Source organism: Streptomyces sp. UW30 (assembly GCF_008042075.1).
GTDB lineage: Bacteria > Actinomycetota > Actinomycetes > Streptomycetales > Streptomycetaceae > Streptomyces.
In genome coordinates this window covers 151,194-165,953 of record NZ_RDBN01000005.1, presented here as the reverse complement: position 1 = coordinate 165,953, position 14,760 = coordinate 151,194, and the positions used below count along the sequence as shown (strand labels likewise).

Sequence of the window (14,760 nt, the reverse complement as noted above, 5' to 3'; positions counted from 1 at the left end):
GCATGACCTTGGCCCGCACCGGCCTGGCCGCCGGCGCCAAGCCCAAGCGGCGCGCGGCGAAGAAGTCCGGGCCCGTCGCCTCCGGCGACACCCTCGCCTCCCCGATGCAGGGCACCATCGTCAAGGTCGCCGTCGAGGAAGGCCAGGAAGTCAAGGAAGGCGACCTCGTCGTCGTCCTCGAAGCGATGAAGATGGAACAACCCCTCAACGCCCACAAGTCCGGCACCATCAAGGGCCTGTCCGCCGAAGTCGGCGCCTCCCTCACCTCCGGCGCCGCCATCTGCGAAATCAAGGACTGACGCACAAGGCACCCGAGGCGCCCGGCGGACTGGAGCAAGCAGTCCGCCGGGCGCCTCGTTCTATGCTCGGTGGCATTCTGGAGACACACCGGGCGGGCGAGAGGCAGGTGAGAGCGATGGTGGGCACGGCTTCGAGCGAGGCCGCGGAGAGCGGGAGCGCGGCACTACCGCCTCGCACGATGCGCGCCGACGCCCGCCGCAACCACGAGCGCCTGCTCACCGAGGCCCGCTCCGCCTTCGCCGAGCACGGCACGGACGCGTCCTTGGAGGACGTGGCCCGCCGGGCGGGCGTGGGGATCGGCACCCTCTACCGTCACTTCCCCAACCGCGACGCCCTGTTGAGCGCCGTCTTCGAGGACGCGGCCGGCGATCTGCTGGCCCGCTCCCGGGAACTCCTGCGCTCTCCGGAGCCGTGCACGGCACTGGTGACGTGGCTGCGCGAGATGGTCACGCACGCCGGCGAGTACCGCGGTCTGGCGCACGCCCTCATGTCCGTCTCCGACGGCGACTCCTCGGCCCTGGCCCGGTGCAGCGGCCCCATCCGGGAGGCGGGCGGCACGCTGCTGGCGCGGGCTCAGGAGTCGGGTGCCGTCAGGCCGGACGTCTCGATCGGCGACCTGCTCCAACTGACCCACGCGATCGCGCTGGCGGCGGAGGAGACACCGGACGACCCGGAACTGGCGGACAGGTTGCTACACCTGACGCTGCGCGGCCTGAAGCACCCTTGAGCGGGCCGGCCCAGGGGCGCGGGGAACTGCGCGACCAGCCACAACGCAGCCGCACCCGCGCGTCGACACGAGGCCCTACGGCGAACAGGCGGCCCTACCGCCGCCGCAGATCCGCAACCCGGGCCCGCTCCCGCTCGGCCCCCTGTTCCCCGAGCACCGCGGCGGACCTCAGGCCCGCGCCGGCGGCCGGCACCTGACCCCGCCGCGGTCCCGGCAGAGCGCGCCGCCGCGCCGGGACCTCGTCACCCCCCGACGCCCCACTCGCCCCGGCCACGGCGATCTGCACCCCCTGGTCGGCAAGAGCCTGCAGCTCGGTGTGCGCACGGTCGTCATGGGCCGGCGGCTCGTCGGTGACCAGGCGTGTGATGACATCCGTGGGCACCGTCTGGAACATCGTGTCCGTGCCGAGCTTGGTGTGGTCGGCGAGGACGACGACCTCCGCGGCCGCCTGGACGAGCGCCCGGTCGACGGAGGCCGAGAGCATGTTGGACGTGGACAGCCCGCGCTCGGCGGTCAGACCACTGCCGGAGAGGAAGGCCCGCGACACCCGCAGCCCCTGGAGGGACTGCTCGGCACCGCTGCCCACCAGCGCGTAGTTCGACCCGCGGAGCGTCCCGCCGGTCATCACGACCTCGACCCGGTTGGCGTGGGCCAACGCCTGCGCCACAAGAAGGGAGTTGGTCACGACGGTCAGTCCGGGCACCCGGGCGAGCCGGCGGGCCAGCTCCTGCGTGGTGGTCCCCGCCCCGACGACGATCGCCTCGCCCTCCTCCACGAAATTCGCGGCGAGGTCGGCGATGGCCGTCTTCTCGGCGGTCGCGAGATGTGACTTCTGCGGAAAGCCGGACTCCCGCGTGAACCCGCCCGGCAATACCGCACCGCCGTGCCGGCGGTCGAGGAGTCCTTCTGCCTCCAGTGCGCGCACGTCCCGCCGTACGGTCACTTCGGAGGTCTGGACGACGCGGGCGAGCTCACGGAGCGACACGGCCCCGTTCGCTCGCACCATTTCGAGGATCAATTGGCGACGTTCTGCAGCGAACACGAAACTGACAGTAACCCCAACGACCGTCTGGTTTCAGCAGTTTGCGCCGAATAACAGAAGTTGTTCGCACGCAAGGGCAAGGAGTGGTATAGAGCCTAGTCCCGACGCCTATGCCGTACGCATGCTCGACAACTCCCTGTGACCAGCGAGGAGTCGGTTCCGGCCGTCAGAGTTCGCCGCCGGACTTCCGGGTGTGGAGCTGCCGTGCCACCTCGGCGATCGAGCCCGAAAGGGACGGGTACACGGTGAAGGCGTTCGCGATCTGTTCGACCGTCAGATTGTTGTCGACCGCGATCGAGATCGGGTGGATCAGTTCCGAGGCGCGCGGGGAGACGACCACACCGCCGACCACGATGCCCGTACCCGGACGGCAGAAGATCTTGACGAAGCCGTCCCGGATGCCCTGCATCTTCGCGCGCGGGTTGCGCAGAAGGGGGAGCTTGACGACCCGGGCGTCGATCTTGCCGCCGTCGACGTCCGCCTGGGTGTAGCCGACGGTGGCGATCTCGGGGTCGGTGAAGACGTTGGACGAGACCGTCTTGAGGTTCAGCGGGGCCACCGCGTCGCCGAGGAAGTGGTACATGGCGATCCGTCCCTGCATCGCCGCGACCGAGGCGAGGGCGAAGACGCCGGTGACGTCACCGGCGGCGTACACACCGGGGGCCGTGGTCCGGGAGACCTTGTCGGTCCAGATGTGCCCGGACTCGCGCAGCTTGACGCCGGCCTCCTCCAGGCCCATGCCCTCGGAGTTGGGGATGGCGCCGACGGCCATCAGGCAGTGGCTGCCGCTGATGACACGGCCGTCGGCGAGGGCGACCTCGACCCGGTCCCCGACGCGCTTGGCGGCGGCGGCACGCGAGCGCGCCATGACGTTCATGCCGCGGCGCCGGAAGACGTCCTCCAGTACGGCGGCGGCGTCCGGGTCCTCACCCGGCAGCACGCGGTCGCGGGACGACACGAGGGTGACCCGGGACCCGAGCGCCTGGTAGGCGCCGGCGAACTCGGCGCCGGTGACACCCGATCCGACCACGATGAGCTCCTCGGGGAGCTCGGTGAGGTCGTAGACCTGGGTCCAGTTGAGGATGCGCTCGCCGTCGGGCTGGGCATCGGGCAGCTCGCGCGGGTGACCGCCGGTGGCGATGAGGACGGCGTCGGCGGTGAGGGTCTCCTCGGTGCCGTCGGCGGCGCGGACGACGACCTTGCGCGAGCCGTCGAGGCCCTGCATGCCCTCCAGCCGGCCACGGCCGCGCAGGACCCGGGCGCCGGCCCGCGTGACGGAGGCGGTGATGTCGTGGGACTGCGCGAGCGCGAGCCGCTTCACACGCCGGTTGACCTTGCCCAGATCGACGCCCACCACTCGGGCGGGCGTGTCGATGTGCGGGGTGTCGTCGGCGACGATGATCCCCAGCTCCTCGTAGGAGGAGTCGAAGGTGGTCATCACCTCGGCCGTGGCGATCAGGGTCTTCGACGGTACGCAGTCGGTGAGCACCGACGCCCCGCCCAGACCGTCGCAGTCGACGACGGTCACCTCCGCGCCGAGTTGAGCGGCGACCAGCGCCGCTTCGTATCCGCCGGGTCCGCCACCGATGATCACGATCCGAGTCACGTACCCCATTGTCCCGCACGCCTCACCGTGGTACCGCCTGGGGCCCCGCCCGAGACACCACCGTTACGGGAGGGGCACACGATTCTCCTGCCGTACCCTCTCCCCATGTCGCTCTACGCCGCGTACGCCGGCAATCTCGACGCGCGGCTGATGACCCGCCGCGCCCCCCACTCGCCGCTGCGCGCCACCGGCTGGCTGAACGGATGGCGACTGACGTTCGGGGGCGAGCAGCTCGGCTGGGACGGCGCGCTGGCGACGCTCGTCGAGGAGCCGGGCGAGCAGGTCTTCGTCGCGTTGTACGACATCGCTCCCATGGACGAGGACTCCCTGGACCGCTGGGAGGGCGTCGGTCTCGGCATATACCGCCGGCTGCGGGTGCGTGTGCACACGCTGGAGGGCGAGGAGCCGGCGTGGGTGTACGTGCTGAACGCGTACGAGGGCGGACTGCCCTCGGCGCGGTACCTGGGCGAGGTCGCGGACGCGGCGGAGTCGGCGGGGGCGCCGCACGACTATGTGATGGAGCTGCGCAAGCGCCCCTGCTGAGGCATGCGCCCCTCCAGTCACACCCGTCACACGATTTCGTTGGAAACGACAAGACAACGATCGCCATCCCGTGAGCTCTGTCATCTACGCGCGTAGGCCCAAACCGGCTACCCTCAGTCGCGTGAACGCATCTCTTCTTCCGGACGACATCCAGGGCGACCCCCATGCCGCCGCCGACGCCGCCGCCTCGCGCCTGCGCGAACTCACCGGCGCCGAGACCCACGACGTCGCCCTCGTGATGGGCTCCGGCTGGGCTCCGGCCGTGGACGCCCTCGGCGCACCCGAGGCCGAGTTCCAGGTCACCGAGCTGCCCGGGTTCCCCCCGCCGGCGGTGGAAGGGCACGGCGGCAAGGTCCGCTCCTACCGGATCGGCAACAAGCGCGCCCTGGTCTTCCTCGGCCGCACCCACTACTACGAGGGCCGGGGCGTTGCGGCGGTGGCCCACGGCGTGCGCACCGCGGTGGCGGCGGGCTGCAAGACGGTGGTCCTCACCAACGGCTGCGGCGGGCTGCGCGAGGGCATGCGTCCCGGTCAGCCGGTGCTGATCAGCGACCACATCAACCTCACGGCGACGTCTCCGATCATCGGGGCGAACTTCGTCGACCTCACCGATCTGTACTCGCCGCGGCTGCGTGCGTTGTGCAAGGAGATCGACTCCACGCTGGAGGAGGGGGTGTACGCCCAGTTCCCCGGCCCGCACTACGAGACGCCCGCCGAGATCCGTATGGCGCGGGTGATCGGGGCGGACCTGGTGGGTATGTCGACGGTTCTGGAGGCCATCGCCGCGCGTGAGGCCGGGGCGGAGGTGCTGGGTATCTCCCTGGTGACGAACCTCGCCGCCGGGATGACGGGTGAGCCGCTCAACCACGAAGAGGTTCTGCAGGCCGGGCGTGACTCCGCGACGCAGATGGGCTCGCTGCTGGCGCAGGTGCTGGGGCGTCTGTAAGACGTTTCCTCGCCCCCGCCGCCCCTACCCGTCCCGTCCCCGGGGGCTGCGCCCCCGGACCCCCGCTTCGGCCCGAAGGGCCTCGTCCTCAAACGCCGGACGGGCTGAAATCCAGCCYCTCCGGCGTTTGAGGAGCGGGGTCTGGGGCGGAGCCCCAGAAGGATGGGACGGGTAGGGGCGGCGGGGGCGAAACCAACCCTCCCCACCCCGAACCACACGACCGAGAGGCTGACCGACGTGCACGACGACCTCATCGCCCGGGCGCAGGCCTGGCTCGCCGAGGACCCCGACCCGGACACCCGCGACGAGCTCGCCAAGCTCATCGAGGCCGCCGACGTCACGGAACTCGCGGACCGCTTCAGCGGCACCCTCCAGTTCGGCACCGCGGGCCTGCGCGGCGAACTCGGCGCCGGCCCCATGCGCATGAACCGCACGGTCGTCATCCGCGCCGCCGCCGGCCTCGCCGCGTACCTCAGGAAGCAGGGCCACACCGACGGCCTCGTCGTCATCGGCTACGACGCCCGCCACAAGTCGGAGGACTTCGCCCGCGACACGGCCGCCGTCATGACCGGCGCCGGCCTGCGCGCGGCGGTACTCCCCCGCCCGMTGCCCACCCCGGTCCTCGCGTACGCGATAAGGCATCTCGGCGCGGCGGCCGGCGTGGAGGTGACCGCCAGCCACAACCCGCCCCGCGACAACGGCTACAAGGTCTACCTCGGCGACGGCTCCCAGATCGTCCCGCCCGCCGACGCGGACATCGCCGCCGAGATCGACGCCGTACGGTCGCTGCACGACGTCCCCCGCCCGGAGTCCGGCTGGGAGACCCTCGACGACAGCGTCCTCGACGCCTACCTCGCCCGCACGGACGCGGTCCTCGCGGCCGACTCCCCCCGCACGGCCCGCACCGTCTACACGGCGATGCACGGCGTCGGCAAGGACGTCCTCCTCGCCGCCTTCGCCCGCGCCGGCTTCCCCACCCCCGCGCTCGTCGCCGAGCAGGCGGAACCCGACCCGGACTTCCCCACCGTCGCCTTCCCCAACCCGGAGGAGCCCGGCGCGATGGACCTGGCCTTCGCCAAGGCCCGGGAGACGAGCCCCGACCTGATCATCGCCAACGACCCCGACGCCGACCGCTGCGCCGTGGCCGTCCCGGACGGCGCGGACTGGCGGATGCTGCGCGGGGACGAGGTCGGCTCCCTGCTCGCCGCCCACCTCGTCGGCCGCGGAGCGCAGGGCACCTTCGCCGAGTCGATCGTGTCATCCTCCCTCCTCGGCCGGATCGCGGAGAAGGCGAAGCTCCCCTACGAGGAGACCCTCACCGGCTTCAAGTGGATCGCCCGGGTCGACGGCCTGCGCTACGGCTACGAGGAGGCCCTCGGCTACTGCGTCGACCCCGAGGGCGTGCGCGACAAGGACGGCATCACGGCCGCCCTGCTGATCACCGAGCTCGCGTCCGTGCTCAAGGCCGAGGGCCGCACGCTTCTCGACCTCCTCGACGACCTCGCCGTGGAGCACGGCCTGCATGCCACCGACCAGCTCTCGGTGCGCGTCCAGGACCTGTCGGTCATCGCCGACGCCATGCGGCAGCTGCGCGAGCAGCCGCCGACCGAGCTCGCCGGGCTGGCCATCACCCGTGCCGAGGACCTCACCCGGGGCACGGACACGCTCCCGCCCACCGACGGTCTGCGCTACACCCTCGAAGGCGCCCGCGTCATCGTCCGTCCCAGCGGCACGGAGCCCAAGCTGAAGTGCTACCTGGAGGTCGTCGTCCCCGTGGGGACGCACGCCGACCTCCCGGCCGCCCGCAGCAAGGCGGCCGGCCTGCTGGCGGAGATCAAGCAGGACCTGTCGACGGCGGCGGGCATCTGAGCCGTACGACCACCGCCTGATCGTTCCCGAAAGGGTGCCCCCATCCGGAGGCACCCTTTCGGGCGTTTTCCGCACGGCGGTTGACCCCCTTGCGGGCACCGCTGCGCACAGCGGTCAGGCCCAGAGCAGCAGCGCGGTCCACCCCAGAGCCACGAGCACCGCGAGCGGCCACAGCGGGCGTCCGCGGCGGCGCTCGTCGGTCAGGCCGGTCGGCCGCAGGGCGGGGTCCCGCCACATGGCGGTGATCTCGCGGGCCAGTCGGTCGTAGGGGTGGACGAGGCCCGCCCTGCGCTCCAGCCATCGCCACCGGAGCGTGTCCACCGACCACTCCCCGAAGGCACTGCGGCGGCTGTCGATCTTCAGCTCGTGCCCCTTGCTCCGAACGATCCGCAGGTCGTCCCAGGCCATCTGGCGCGGCCCGCGCAGCCCGTTGAACCACAGCCCCGCCCGGTCGGCGGTGACCCGCCACGCGAGCTGGCGCGGCACCAGCAGGGCCACGCCGATCCCCAGCGCCCCACCGAGGACGTACCGCCACAGCCCGCTCTCGTCCGCGAAGAGGACCCACACCCAGAGGGCACCCAGCGCCACGGACAGCCAGTCGGGCCACCCTGCCCGCCACCGCCGCACCTCCACGGCCTCCTGCCCGCGCAGCCGCCCGGCGAGGTCCTCGACGGCCGCCCGCCGCCGCTCCTCGTCCGCCACCGCACGCTTCTCCCCCGCGAGCCGACGCCGTGCGGCCCCCTCGGAGAGCGGCCGCACGGGCCCGGTGGACCGCTCGACGACCGGCTCGACCGGCGCGTCGTCCTCCGCCTCCACGGGGGCGCTGACCAGCAGGATCTCGGCGCCGTCGCAGGGGAGACCGTAGAGGACGGCTTCGCGCACGGGACCGGGCTCACCGGCATCGAGCCGGTCGAGGATCTCCTGGATCTCGGGGTCGTCGAGCTCGTCGTCGTCCCCCTCGTCGTCATCCCCGTCTTCGCCGTCGCCGTCCTCGTCGTCGATCTCCGACGTGGCGACGACGAACAGTGGCCGCACAGCCTCCAGGTCGTCGGCGGCGTACACCTCGGTGTCCAGGTCGGCGTTCTCCCGCACCAGCACCCGCAGCACGGGCACGGGCCCCCGCCGCAGCGAGGCGGCACGCCGGCGCCCGAGTGCCGCGGACAGCAGCAAGGTGACGCCCAGCCCGACCACGTACCAGCCGAGGGCAGGGGCGAACCCCCGGTCATCGGCGGGGCTCCGGTCCCCGGCGGTGACGACCAGTACGGCACCGACCACCAGCGGGACGAGCCCGGCCCAGGCGAGGAACGTGCCGCGTCGAATCGGCGCACCGCCGTCCGGCAGGGCCCCGGTCACGCCCCCGGCGGCGGCTGCGGCCACCGCCCGCTGCCGCCCCCGCGCGACGAGCCGCAGCATGGCGGCCACCCACAGCACAGCGAGGGCGACCACGACGGCCGCGCCCCACGCCCGCGGCGGGCCGGCCCAGCCGAGCAGGACGACCCCGAGCAGGACCGGCGCCGACAGCCGTACGGCCTCGGGCCGCACCGCCACCCACAGGATCTGAAGGGCGAGGCAGGCGGCCACCCACCCCCGCAGCCCGGCGAACAGCGCCAGCCCGCTCACGAGCACCCCGGCCGCGAGTACGAGGACCGCCACGGCGGGCGTCCCCGCCCGCACAGGCACCCAGCGCGGCGCAAGGGCGGCAATCCAGCGCCGGGCCTGTTCGGCGTCCCAGGGAAGACAGCCGTCGGGCAGGGCGGACTCGGGCAGCGGCACGGGCCGCACAGTGTTCGTAGTCATCGCTTCACAGACACTCGGACCACGCGGGTGGTTGCGGTCCTCGGCCCGGTGTCCGGGTGGGGGACGGTCGTCGTGGCCGAGGTGGTGGCCGATCATGTCCCAGGAAGCTGTGAGGGGCGGTCGCGCCCCTCACGCCACCACCGGCAGAACTCAGGCCACCGCCAGCAGAATCAGCAGCAGCACAGCGCCCGCGACGACCGGCCCCGCCACCTCGTAGGCCCAGCGCACGGTCACCTCGCCCTGCGCGGACTGCGACTGTTCCCGCTGTTCCAGCAGTTCCCGCAGGTCGTCCATGACCTTGTCGGTCTCGGCCCGCATCGGCCCGTCGGCGTCGACGTCCCCCCGGGGCGCGCCGAACCCGAGCCCGCCGAACGCCGGTCCGCCGCCCATGCGACCGCTCCGGTCGCCCCGCGAGGCGGAGCTGCGTTCCGAGGTCGCCCGGGCGGTGCGCCGCGCCGCCTTCTTGCGGGCTCGCAGCGAGACCGGGACCGCCCAGAGCTGGTACTTGGTGCCGGACTTGGCGACGACCTCGTTCGAGTAGCCGGAGCGCAGCGCGGCGATCTGGCCCCAGGGCAGCACGATCACGCGGAGCGGGTTGCGGATGCGCAGCCGTTCCTCGTTGGCGTGGACGGCGGGGCGCAGGGTGAACGCCGCCACGAGCGGCACGAGGAGGATGAGCGCCGCGAGGGCCAGCCACTGTGTGCGTCCCTCGCCGCGCACCAGGGCGTCGATGCCGAGCCAGAGCACGATGCCGAGCAGGAGGACTCCGCCGACCATGCCCATGGGTGAGCGGTAGACCCGGTCCTTCGCCGTGACGTCCGTGAGTGCGTGAGCTGCGGCAGATGCATTGGTGGGCATGGTCACCAGACGAGCATATCTACGCGCGTAGCGGCTGTACACCCCGAGGACCCGTTCTCTGGGGGACGGCTCCATGGGACGCCGCCCGCACCCCCTGGGGGCGCGGGGCTGAATCGAGATGCCGGGGGTCGTCATGTGGCCGATTCTGCCGTATGCCTGCGGCGCTCGGGCGGGGGCCCATTCGCGGTAGGGCTGTGCCTTGTGCGCGGGTGCGGGTCGTGTGGCGCCGGTCGCGCCCACGCGGCGGAGCCGCATCTCGATTCAGCCCCGCGCCCCCAGGGGGTGCGGGCGGCGTCCCATGGAGCCGTCCCCCAGAGAACGGGTCCTCGGGGTGTACAGCCGCTACGCGCGTAGATATGCTCGTCTGGTGACCATGCCCACCAATGCATCTGCCGCAGCTCACGCACTCACGGACGTCACGGCGTCCGACAGCACGCTGCGCCGTTTCCTCCACGGGCTGCCGGGTGTCGACGCGGTCGGCCTGGAGGGGCGGGCCGCGTCCCTCGGTACCCGTTCCATCAAGACGACCGCCAAGGCGTACGCCATCGACCTCGCCATCTCGATGGTCGACCTGACGACGCTGGAAGGCGCGGACACCCCGGGCAAGGTCCGGGCGCTCGGCGCCAAGGCGGRCCGCCCCGACCCCACCGACCGTACGGCCCCGCCGACGGCGGCCGTCTGTGTCTACCCGGACATGGTGGCCACCGCCAAGGAGGCCGTCGCCGGGTCCGGCGTGAAGGTCGCCTCCGTCGCCACCGCCTTCCCGGCCGGTCGAGCCGCCCTCAGCGTGAAGCTGGCGGACGTGCGGGACGCCGTCGCCGCCGGTGCCGACGAGATCGACATGGTCATCGACCGTGGCGCGTTCCTCGCCGGGAAGTATCTGAAGGTCTACGACGAGATCGTCGCCGTGAAGGAGGCCTGCGGGGCGGCCCGCCTCAAGGTCATCTTCGAGACCGGCGAGCTGTCGACGTACGACAACATCCGGCGGGCGAGCTGGCTCGGCATGATCGGTGGAGCGGACTTCATCAAGACGTCCACCGGCAAGGTCGCCGTCAACGCCACCCCCGCGAACACCCTGCTTATGCTGGAAGCGGTACGCGACTTCCGTGCCCAGACCGGCATCCAGGTGGGCGTGAAGCCGGCCGGCGGGATCCGGACGACCAAGGACGCCATCAAGTTCCTCGTCCTGGTCAACGAGACCGCAGGCGAGGACTGGCTGGACAACCACTGGTTCCGCTTCGGCGCCTCCTCGCTGCTGAACGATCTGCTGATGCAGCGGCAGAAGCTGGCCACCGGCCGCTACTCCGGCCCCGACTACGTGACGGTGGACTGATCACCATGGCATCGGTATTCGAATACGCACCGGCTCCCGAGTCCCGCGCGATCGTCGACATCGCGCCCTCGTACGGCCTGTTCATCGACGGCGAGTTCGTGGAGGCGGCCGACGGCAAGGTCTTCAAGACCGTCTCGCCGTCCTCCGAGGAGGTCCTCTCCGAGATCGCCCAGGCCGGCGAGGCGGACGTGGACCGTGCCGTGAAGGCCGCCCGCAAGGCCTTCGAGAAGTGGTCGGCGCTGCCCGGCTCCGAGCGCGCGAAGTACCTCTTCCGCATCGCCCGGATCGTCCAGGAGCGGGCTCGTGAGCTCGCCGTCCTGGAAACCCTGGACAACGGCAAGCCGATCAAGGAGACCCGCGACGCGGACCTCCCCCTGGTCGCCGCGCACTTCTTCTACTACGCGGGCTGGGCCGACAAGCTCGACCACGCCGGCTTCGGCGCGAACCCGCAGCCGCTGGGCGTGGCCGGCCAGGTCATCCCGTGGAACTTCCCGCTGCTGATGCTGGCGTGGAAGATCGCCCCCGCGCTCGCCACCGGCAACACGGTGGTGCTCAAGCCCGCCGAGACGACCCCCCTCTCCGCGCTCTTCTTCGCGGACATCTGCCGTCAGGCGGGCCTGCCCAAGGGCGTCGTCAACATCCTTCCCGGATACGGGGACGCGGGCGCCGCGGTCGTCGCGCACCCGGACGTGAACAAGGTCGCCTTCACCGGCTCCACGGCCGTCGGCAAGGCGATCGCCCGGACCGTCGCCGGCAGCCGCAAGAAGGTCACCCTCGAACTGGGCGGCAAGGGCGCCAACATCGTCTTCGACGACGCCCCGATCGACCAGGCGGTGGAGGGGATCGTCAGCGGGATCTTCTTCAACCAGGGCCAGGTCTGCTGCGCGGGCAGCCGCCTGCTGGTGCAGGAGTCGATCGAGGAGGAGCTGCTGGATTCCCTCAAGCGCCGCCTCTCCACGCTCCGTCTCGGCGACCCGCTGGACAAGAACACCGACATCGGCGCGATCAACTCCGAGGAGCAGCTGTCCCGGATCACCTCGCTGGTCGAGGCGGGCGAGGCGGAGGGCGCCGAGCGCTGGTCGCCGGCCTGTGACATCCCGGAGAGCGGCTACTGGTTCGCCCCGACGCTCTTCACGAACGTCACCCAGGCGCACCGTATCGCCCGCGACGAGATCTTCGGCCCGGTGCTTTCGGTCCTGACGTTCCGTACGCCGGACGAGGCCGTCGCCAAGGCCAACAACACGCCGTACGGCCTGTCGGCGGGCATCTGGACCGAGAAGGGCTCGCGGATCCTCGCCGTGGCGAACAAGCTCCGGGCCGGTGTCGTCTGGTCCAACACGTTCAACAAGTTCGACCCGACCTCGCCGTWCGGCGGCTACAAGGAGTCGGGCTTCGGCCGCGAGGGCGGCCGTCACGGCCTGGAGGCGTACCTCGATGTCTGATGTGACCCGACTCTCCGTCTTCAAGACCTACAAGCTGTACGTCGGCGGGAAGTTCCCGCGTTCCGAGAGCGGCCGGGTGTACGAGGTGAGCGACTCCAAGGGCAACTGGCTGGCGAACGTACCGCTTTCGTCCCGCAAGGACGCCCGTGACGCGGTGGTCGCCGCACGCAAGGCGTTCGGGGCGTGGGCCGGCGCGACGGCGTACAACCGCGGTCAGATCCTCTACCGCATCGCCGAGATGCTGGAGGGCCGGCGCGAACAGTACATCCGCGAAGTCGCCGACGCCGAGGGCCTGTCGAAGTCGAAGGCGGCGGCCCAGGTGGACGCGGCGATCGACCGCTGGGTCTGGTACGCGGGCTGGACCGACAAGATCGCCCAGGTCGTGGGCGGCGGCAACCCGGTCGCGGGCCCGTTCTTCAACCTCTCCTCGCCGGAGCCGACGGGCGTGGTCACGATCGTGGCCCCGCAGGAGTCGTCGTTCCTGGGCCTGGTGTCCGTGCTCGCCCCGGTGATCGCGACGGGCAACACGGCGATCGTGGTGGCGTCGGAGAAGGCCCCCCTCCCCGCCCTCTCGCTCGGCGAGGTGCTGGCCACCTCCGACCTGCCGGGCGGTGTCGTCAACGTCCTGTCCGGCCGTACGGCGGAGATCGCGACGCCGCTGGCCGCACACCAGGACGTCAACGCGATCGACCTGGCCGGCGCCGACGACGTACTGGCGAAGGAGCTGGAGATCGCCGCGGCGGACAACCTCAAGCGGGTCCTGCGTCCACAGCCTGTGGATGACTGGTCGGCCACACCTGGCATCGACCGTATGACGGCGTTCCTGGAGACCAAGACGGTCTGGCACCCGACGGGTTCGCTGGGCGCATCGGGCTCGTCGTACTGACGGCGGCCCCTCGAACCGGAGAGCCGCGTTCCCCCTCCGTCCAGGGGGAGCGCGGCTCTCTGCCACCGTCCCGGCACTCAGGGTGTTCAGGTGAACGCGAGATGTAGTCGAGGTGTGACGCGCACTGCAAACGCGGTACGCCGGGTCGTATCCCGCCCGGGCGATGCCTCACACTGGTGTCCCGTGAGTTCCCCTTCGCACATATCGACGCGAGTCGTGCTGCTCTGCGGCCCCTCCGGCTCCGGCAAGTCCCTTCTCGCCGCCCGCTCCGGTCTTCCGGTACTGCGGCTCGACGACTTCTACAAAGAGGGTGACGACCCGACCCTGCCCCAGGTCCCCGGGAGCTCCGACATCGACTGGGACCACCCCGGATCGTGGGACGCGGACACGGCCGTCGCGGCGATCGCCGAGCTGTGCCGCACGGGCCGCACCGACGTGCCGCTCTACGACATCTCCCTCAGCGCCCGCACCGGCGTGGAGACGGTCGGGATCGGGCGCACCCCGCTCTTCATCGCGGAGGGCATCTTCGCGGCCGAGATCGTGACCCGCTGCCGTGAACTCGGCGTACTGGCGGACGCGCTGTGCCTGAGCCGGGGCCCGGTGAAGACCTTCCGCCGTCGCTTCGTCCGCGACCTGAAGGAAGGCCGCAAGTCGGTGCCCTTCCTCCTGCGCCGCGGCTGGCGCCTGATGCGCCTGGAGCGCTCGATCATCGCCCACCAGACGTCCCTGGGCGCCCATGCCTGCGACCGCGACGAGGCCCTGGGCCGCCTGACCGCAGCCGCGGCGGGCCGCTGCCCGGCGGCCACCCCGGCCACCTGAACGGAGTCGGCGCCGACTCCGTCGTAGGACCGGAAGAACGGTCCCGTGGAAGGAAGCCGATGACCACAGCCCCGCGTACCGMCCGGCGTCCGCTCATGGCGGCCCTGCTCCTCGTCGCGGCCGTCGGCTGCGCGCAGCAGGGCGTCCCGGAGCCGGACGGTGCGGCGCAGGCCTCCTGCGCCTACGTGGTGACGTACGCCGAGCGCTCCTATCTGGGCGTCGCGAACACCGACTTCACCGTCGGGGAGAAACTGGGCACCGCCACGATCCCGGAGTGCGACGACACCCCCGGCGACCCGGAAGGTGCCGTCCCCGAGGGCAGGATCACCGCCTACAGGGTCGAGGGGACGGACCCGGCCGTCGCCATCGCCGTGGGCGACACACCCGCCGAGGCGACCTTGATGAAGGTCCACTGAGCGCACAGCGAAGCGGGACTGGACGGACCCCCCGGCCCTCCAGCCCCGCTCTCGTTGTGCTCCGCCCACGGCGATGGCGACGGCCGGGTCCGTCCCCTCGACCCTGTAGGCGGTGATCCTGCCCTCGGGGACGGCACCTTCCGGGTCGCCGGGGGTGTCGTCGCACTCCGGGATCG

General features: G+C 71.8%; 14 protein-coding genes and 1 pseudogene. 10 read left to right on the top strand and 5 right to left on the bottom strand.

Annotated elements, in window-relative coordinates; all coding sequences use genetic code 11:
• Positions 1-299 (top strand): acetyl-CoA carboxylase biotin carboxyl carrier protein subunit (locus tag EAO75_RS02365; protein ID WP_147994241.1); only part of this gene is annotated, 299 nt, incomplete at its 5' end.
• A 116-nt stretch (positions 300-415) separates the two neighbouring features.
• Positions 416-1,027: a TetR/AcrR family transcriptional regulator gene (locus EAO75_RS02360; RefSeq protein WP_187284273.1), complete on the top strand. Its 612-nt coding sequence runs from the start codon at positions 416-418 to the stop codon at positions 1,025-1,027.
• 94 nt (positions 1,028-1,121) lie between these two features.
• Here the strand turns inward: EAO75_RS02360 and EAO75_RS02355 are convergent, their stop codons facing one another.
• Both EAO75_RS02355 and EAO75_RS02350 read right to left on the bottom strand, forming a co-directional pair.
• Complete coding sequence (locus tag EAO75_RS02355; protein ID WP_147993341.1) at positions 1,122-2,069, bottom strand: DeoR/GlpR family DNA-binding transcription regulator; 948 nt, start codon at positions 2,067-2,069, stop codon at positions 1,122-1,124.
• 166 nt (positions 2,070-2,235) lie between these two features.
• Complete coding sequence (locus tag EAO75_RS02350) at positions 2,236-3,684, bottom strand: NAD(P)H-quinone dehydrogenase (protein WP_147993340.1); 1,449 nt, start codon at positions 3,682-3,684, stop codon at positions 2,236-2,238.
• Positions 3,685-3,780: 96 nt separating this feature from the next.
• Between EAO75_RS02350 and EAO75_RS02345 the strand changes: the two genes are divergently transcribed.
• The 3 genes from EAO75_RS02345 to EAO75_RS02335 all read left to right on the top strand — a co-directional run bounded on the left by EAO75_RS02345 (position 3,781) and on the right by EAO75_RS02335 (position 7,033).
• Complete coding sequence (locus EAO75_RS02345; RefSeq protein WP_147993339.1) at positions 3,781-4,218, top strand: gamma-glutamylcyclotransferase; 438 nt, start codon at positions 3,781-3,783, stop codon at positions 4,216-4,218.
• 121 nt (positions 4,219-4,339) lie between these two features.
• A complete protein-coding gene (locus tag EAO75_RS02340; RefSeq protein WP_147993338.1) occupies positions 4,340-5,164 on the top strand; it encodes a purine-nucleoside phosphorylase in 825 nt (274 codons plus the stop codon).
• A 237-nt stretch (positions 5,165-5,401) separates the two neighbouring features.
• Positions 5,402-7,033 (top strand): phospho-sugar mutase, encoded by a 1,632-nt coding sequence (locus tag EAO75_RS02335; protein WP_147993337.1) that lies wholly within the window; start codon positions 5,402-5,404, stop codon positions 7,031-7,033.
• A 114-nt stretch (positions 7,034-7,147) separates the two neighbouring features.
• Here the strand turns inward: EAO75_RS02335 and EAO75_RS02330 are convergent, their stop codons facing one another.
• Positions 7,148-8,830 (bottom strand): hypothetical protein, encoded by a 1,683-nt coding sequence (locus EAO75_RS02330; protein ID WP_147993336.1) that lies wholly within the window; start codon positions 8,828-8,830, stop codon positions 7,148-7,150.
• Between the two features lie 150 nt (positions 8,831-8,980).
• Positions 8,981-9,694: a PH domain-containing protein gene (locus EAO75_RS02325; RefSeq protein WP_410092178.1), complete on the bottom strand. Its 714-nt coding sequence runs from the start codon at positions 9,692-9,694 to the stop codon at positions 8,981-8,983.
• A 367-nt stretch (positions 9,695-10,061) separates the two neighbouring features.
• Between EAO75_RS02325 and deoC the strand changes: the two genes are divergently transcribed.
• From deoC to EAO75_RS02300, 5 genes are all read left to right on the top strand, one after another.
• The gene (gene deoC, locus EAO75_RS02320; RefSeq protein ID WP_147994238.1) at positions 10,062-11,021 is read left to right on the top strand and encodes a deoxyribose-phosphate aldolase; all 960 of its coding nucleotides are present in this window, start codon (positions 10,062-10,064) and stop codon (positions 11,019-11,021) included.
• Positions 11,022-11,026: 5 nt separating this feature from the next.
• Complete coding sequence (locus EAO75_RS02315; protein ID WP_147993335.1) at positions 11,027-12,463, top strand: aldehyde dehydrogenase family protein; 1,437 nt, start codon at positions 11,027-11,029, stop codon at positions 12,461-12,463.
• On the top strand, positions 12,456-13,349 hold the full coding sequence (locus EAO75_RS02310; RefSeq protein ID WP_147993334.1) for an aldehyde dehydrogenase family protein: 894 nt from the start codon (positions 12,456-12,458) through the stop codon (positions 13,347-13,349). The genes EAO75_RS02315 and EAO75_RS02310 overlap by 8 nt, the downstream gene beginning before the upstream one ends.
• A gap of 183 nt (positions 13,350-13,532) precedes the next feature.
• Positions 13,533-14,168 (top strand): uridine kinase, encoded by a 636-nt coding sequence (locus EAO75_RS02305; protein ID WP_261989117.1) that lies wholly within the window; start codon positions 13,533-13,535, stop codon positions 14,166-14,168.
• Positions 14,169-14,227: 59 nt separating this feature from the next.
• A complete protein-coding gene (locus EAO75_RS02300; RefSeq protein ID WP_147993332.1) occupies positions 14,228-14,584 on the top strand; it encodes a DUF6281 family protein in 357 nt (118 codons plus the stop codon).
• Positions 14,585-14,647: 63 nt separating this feature from the next.
• Here the strand turns inward: EAO75_RS02300 and EAO75_RS46445 are convergent.
• Positions 14,648-14,758: pseudogene (locus EAO75_RS46445) on the bottom strand (DUF6281 family protein); the annotation flags it as partial.
• Positions 14,759-14,760 lie beyond the last annotated feature (2 nt).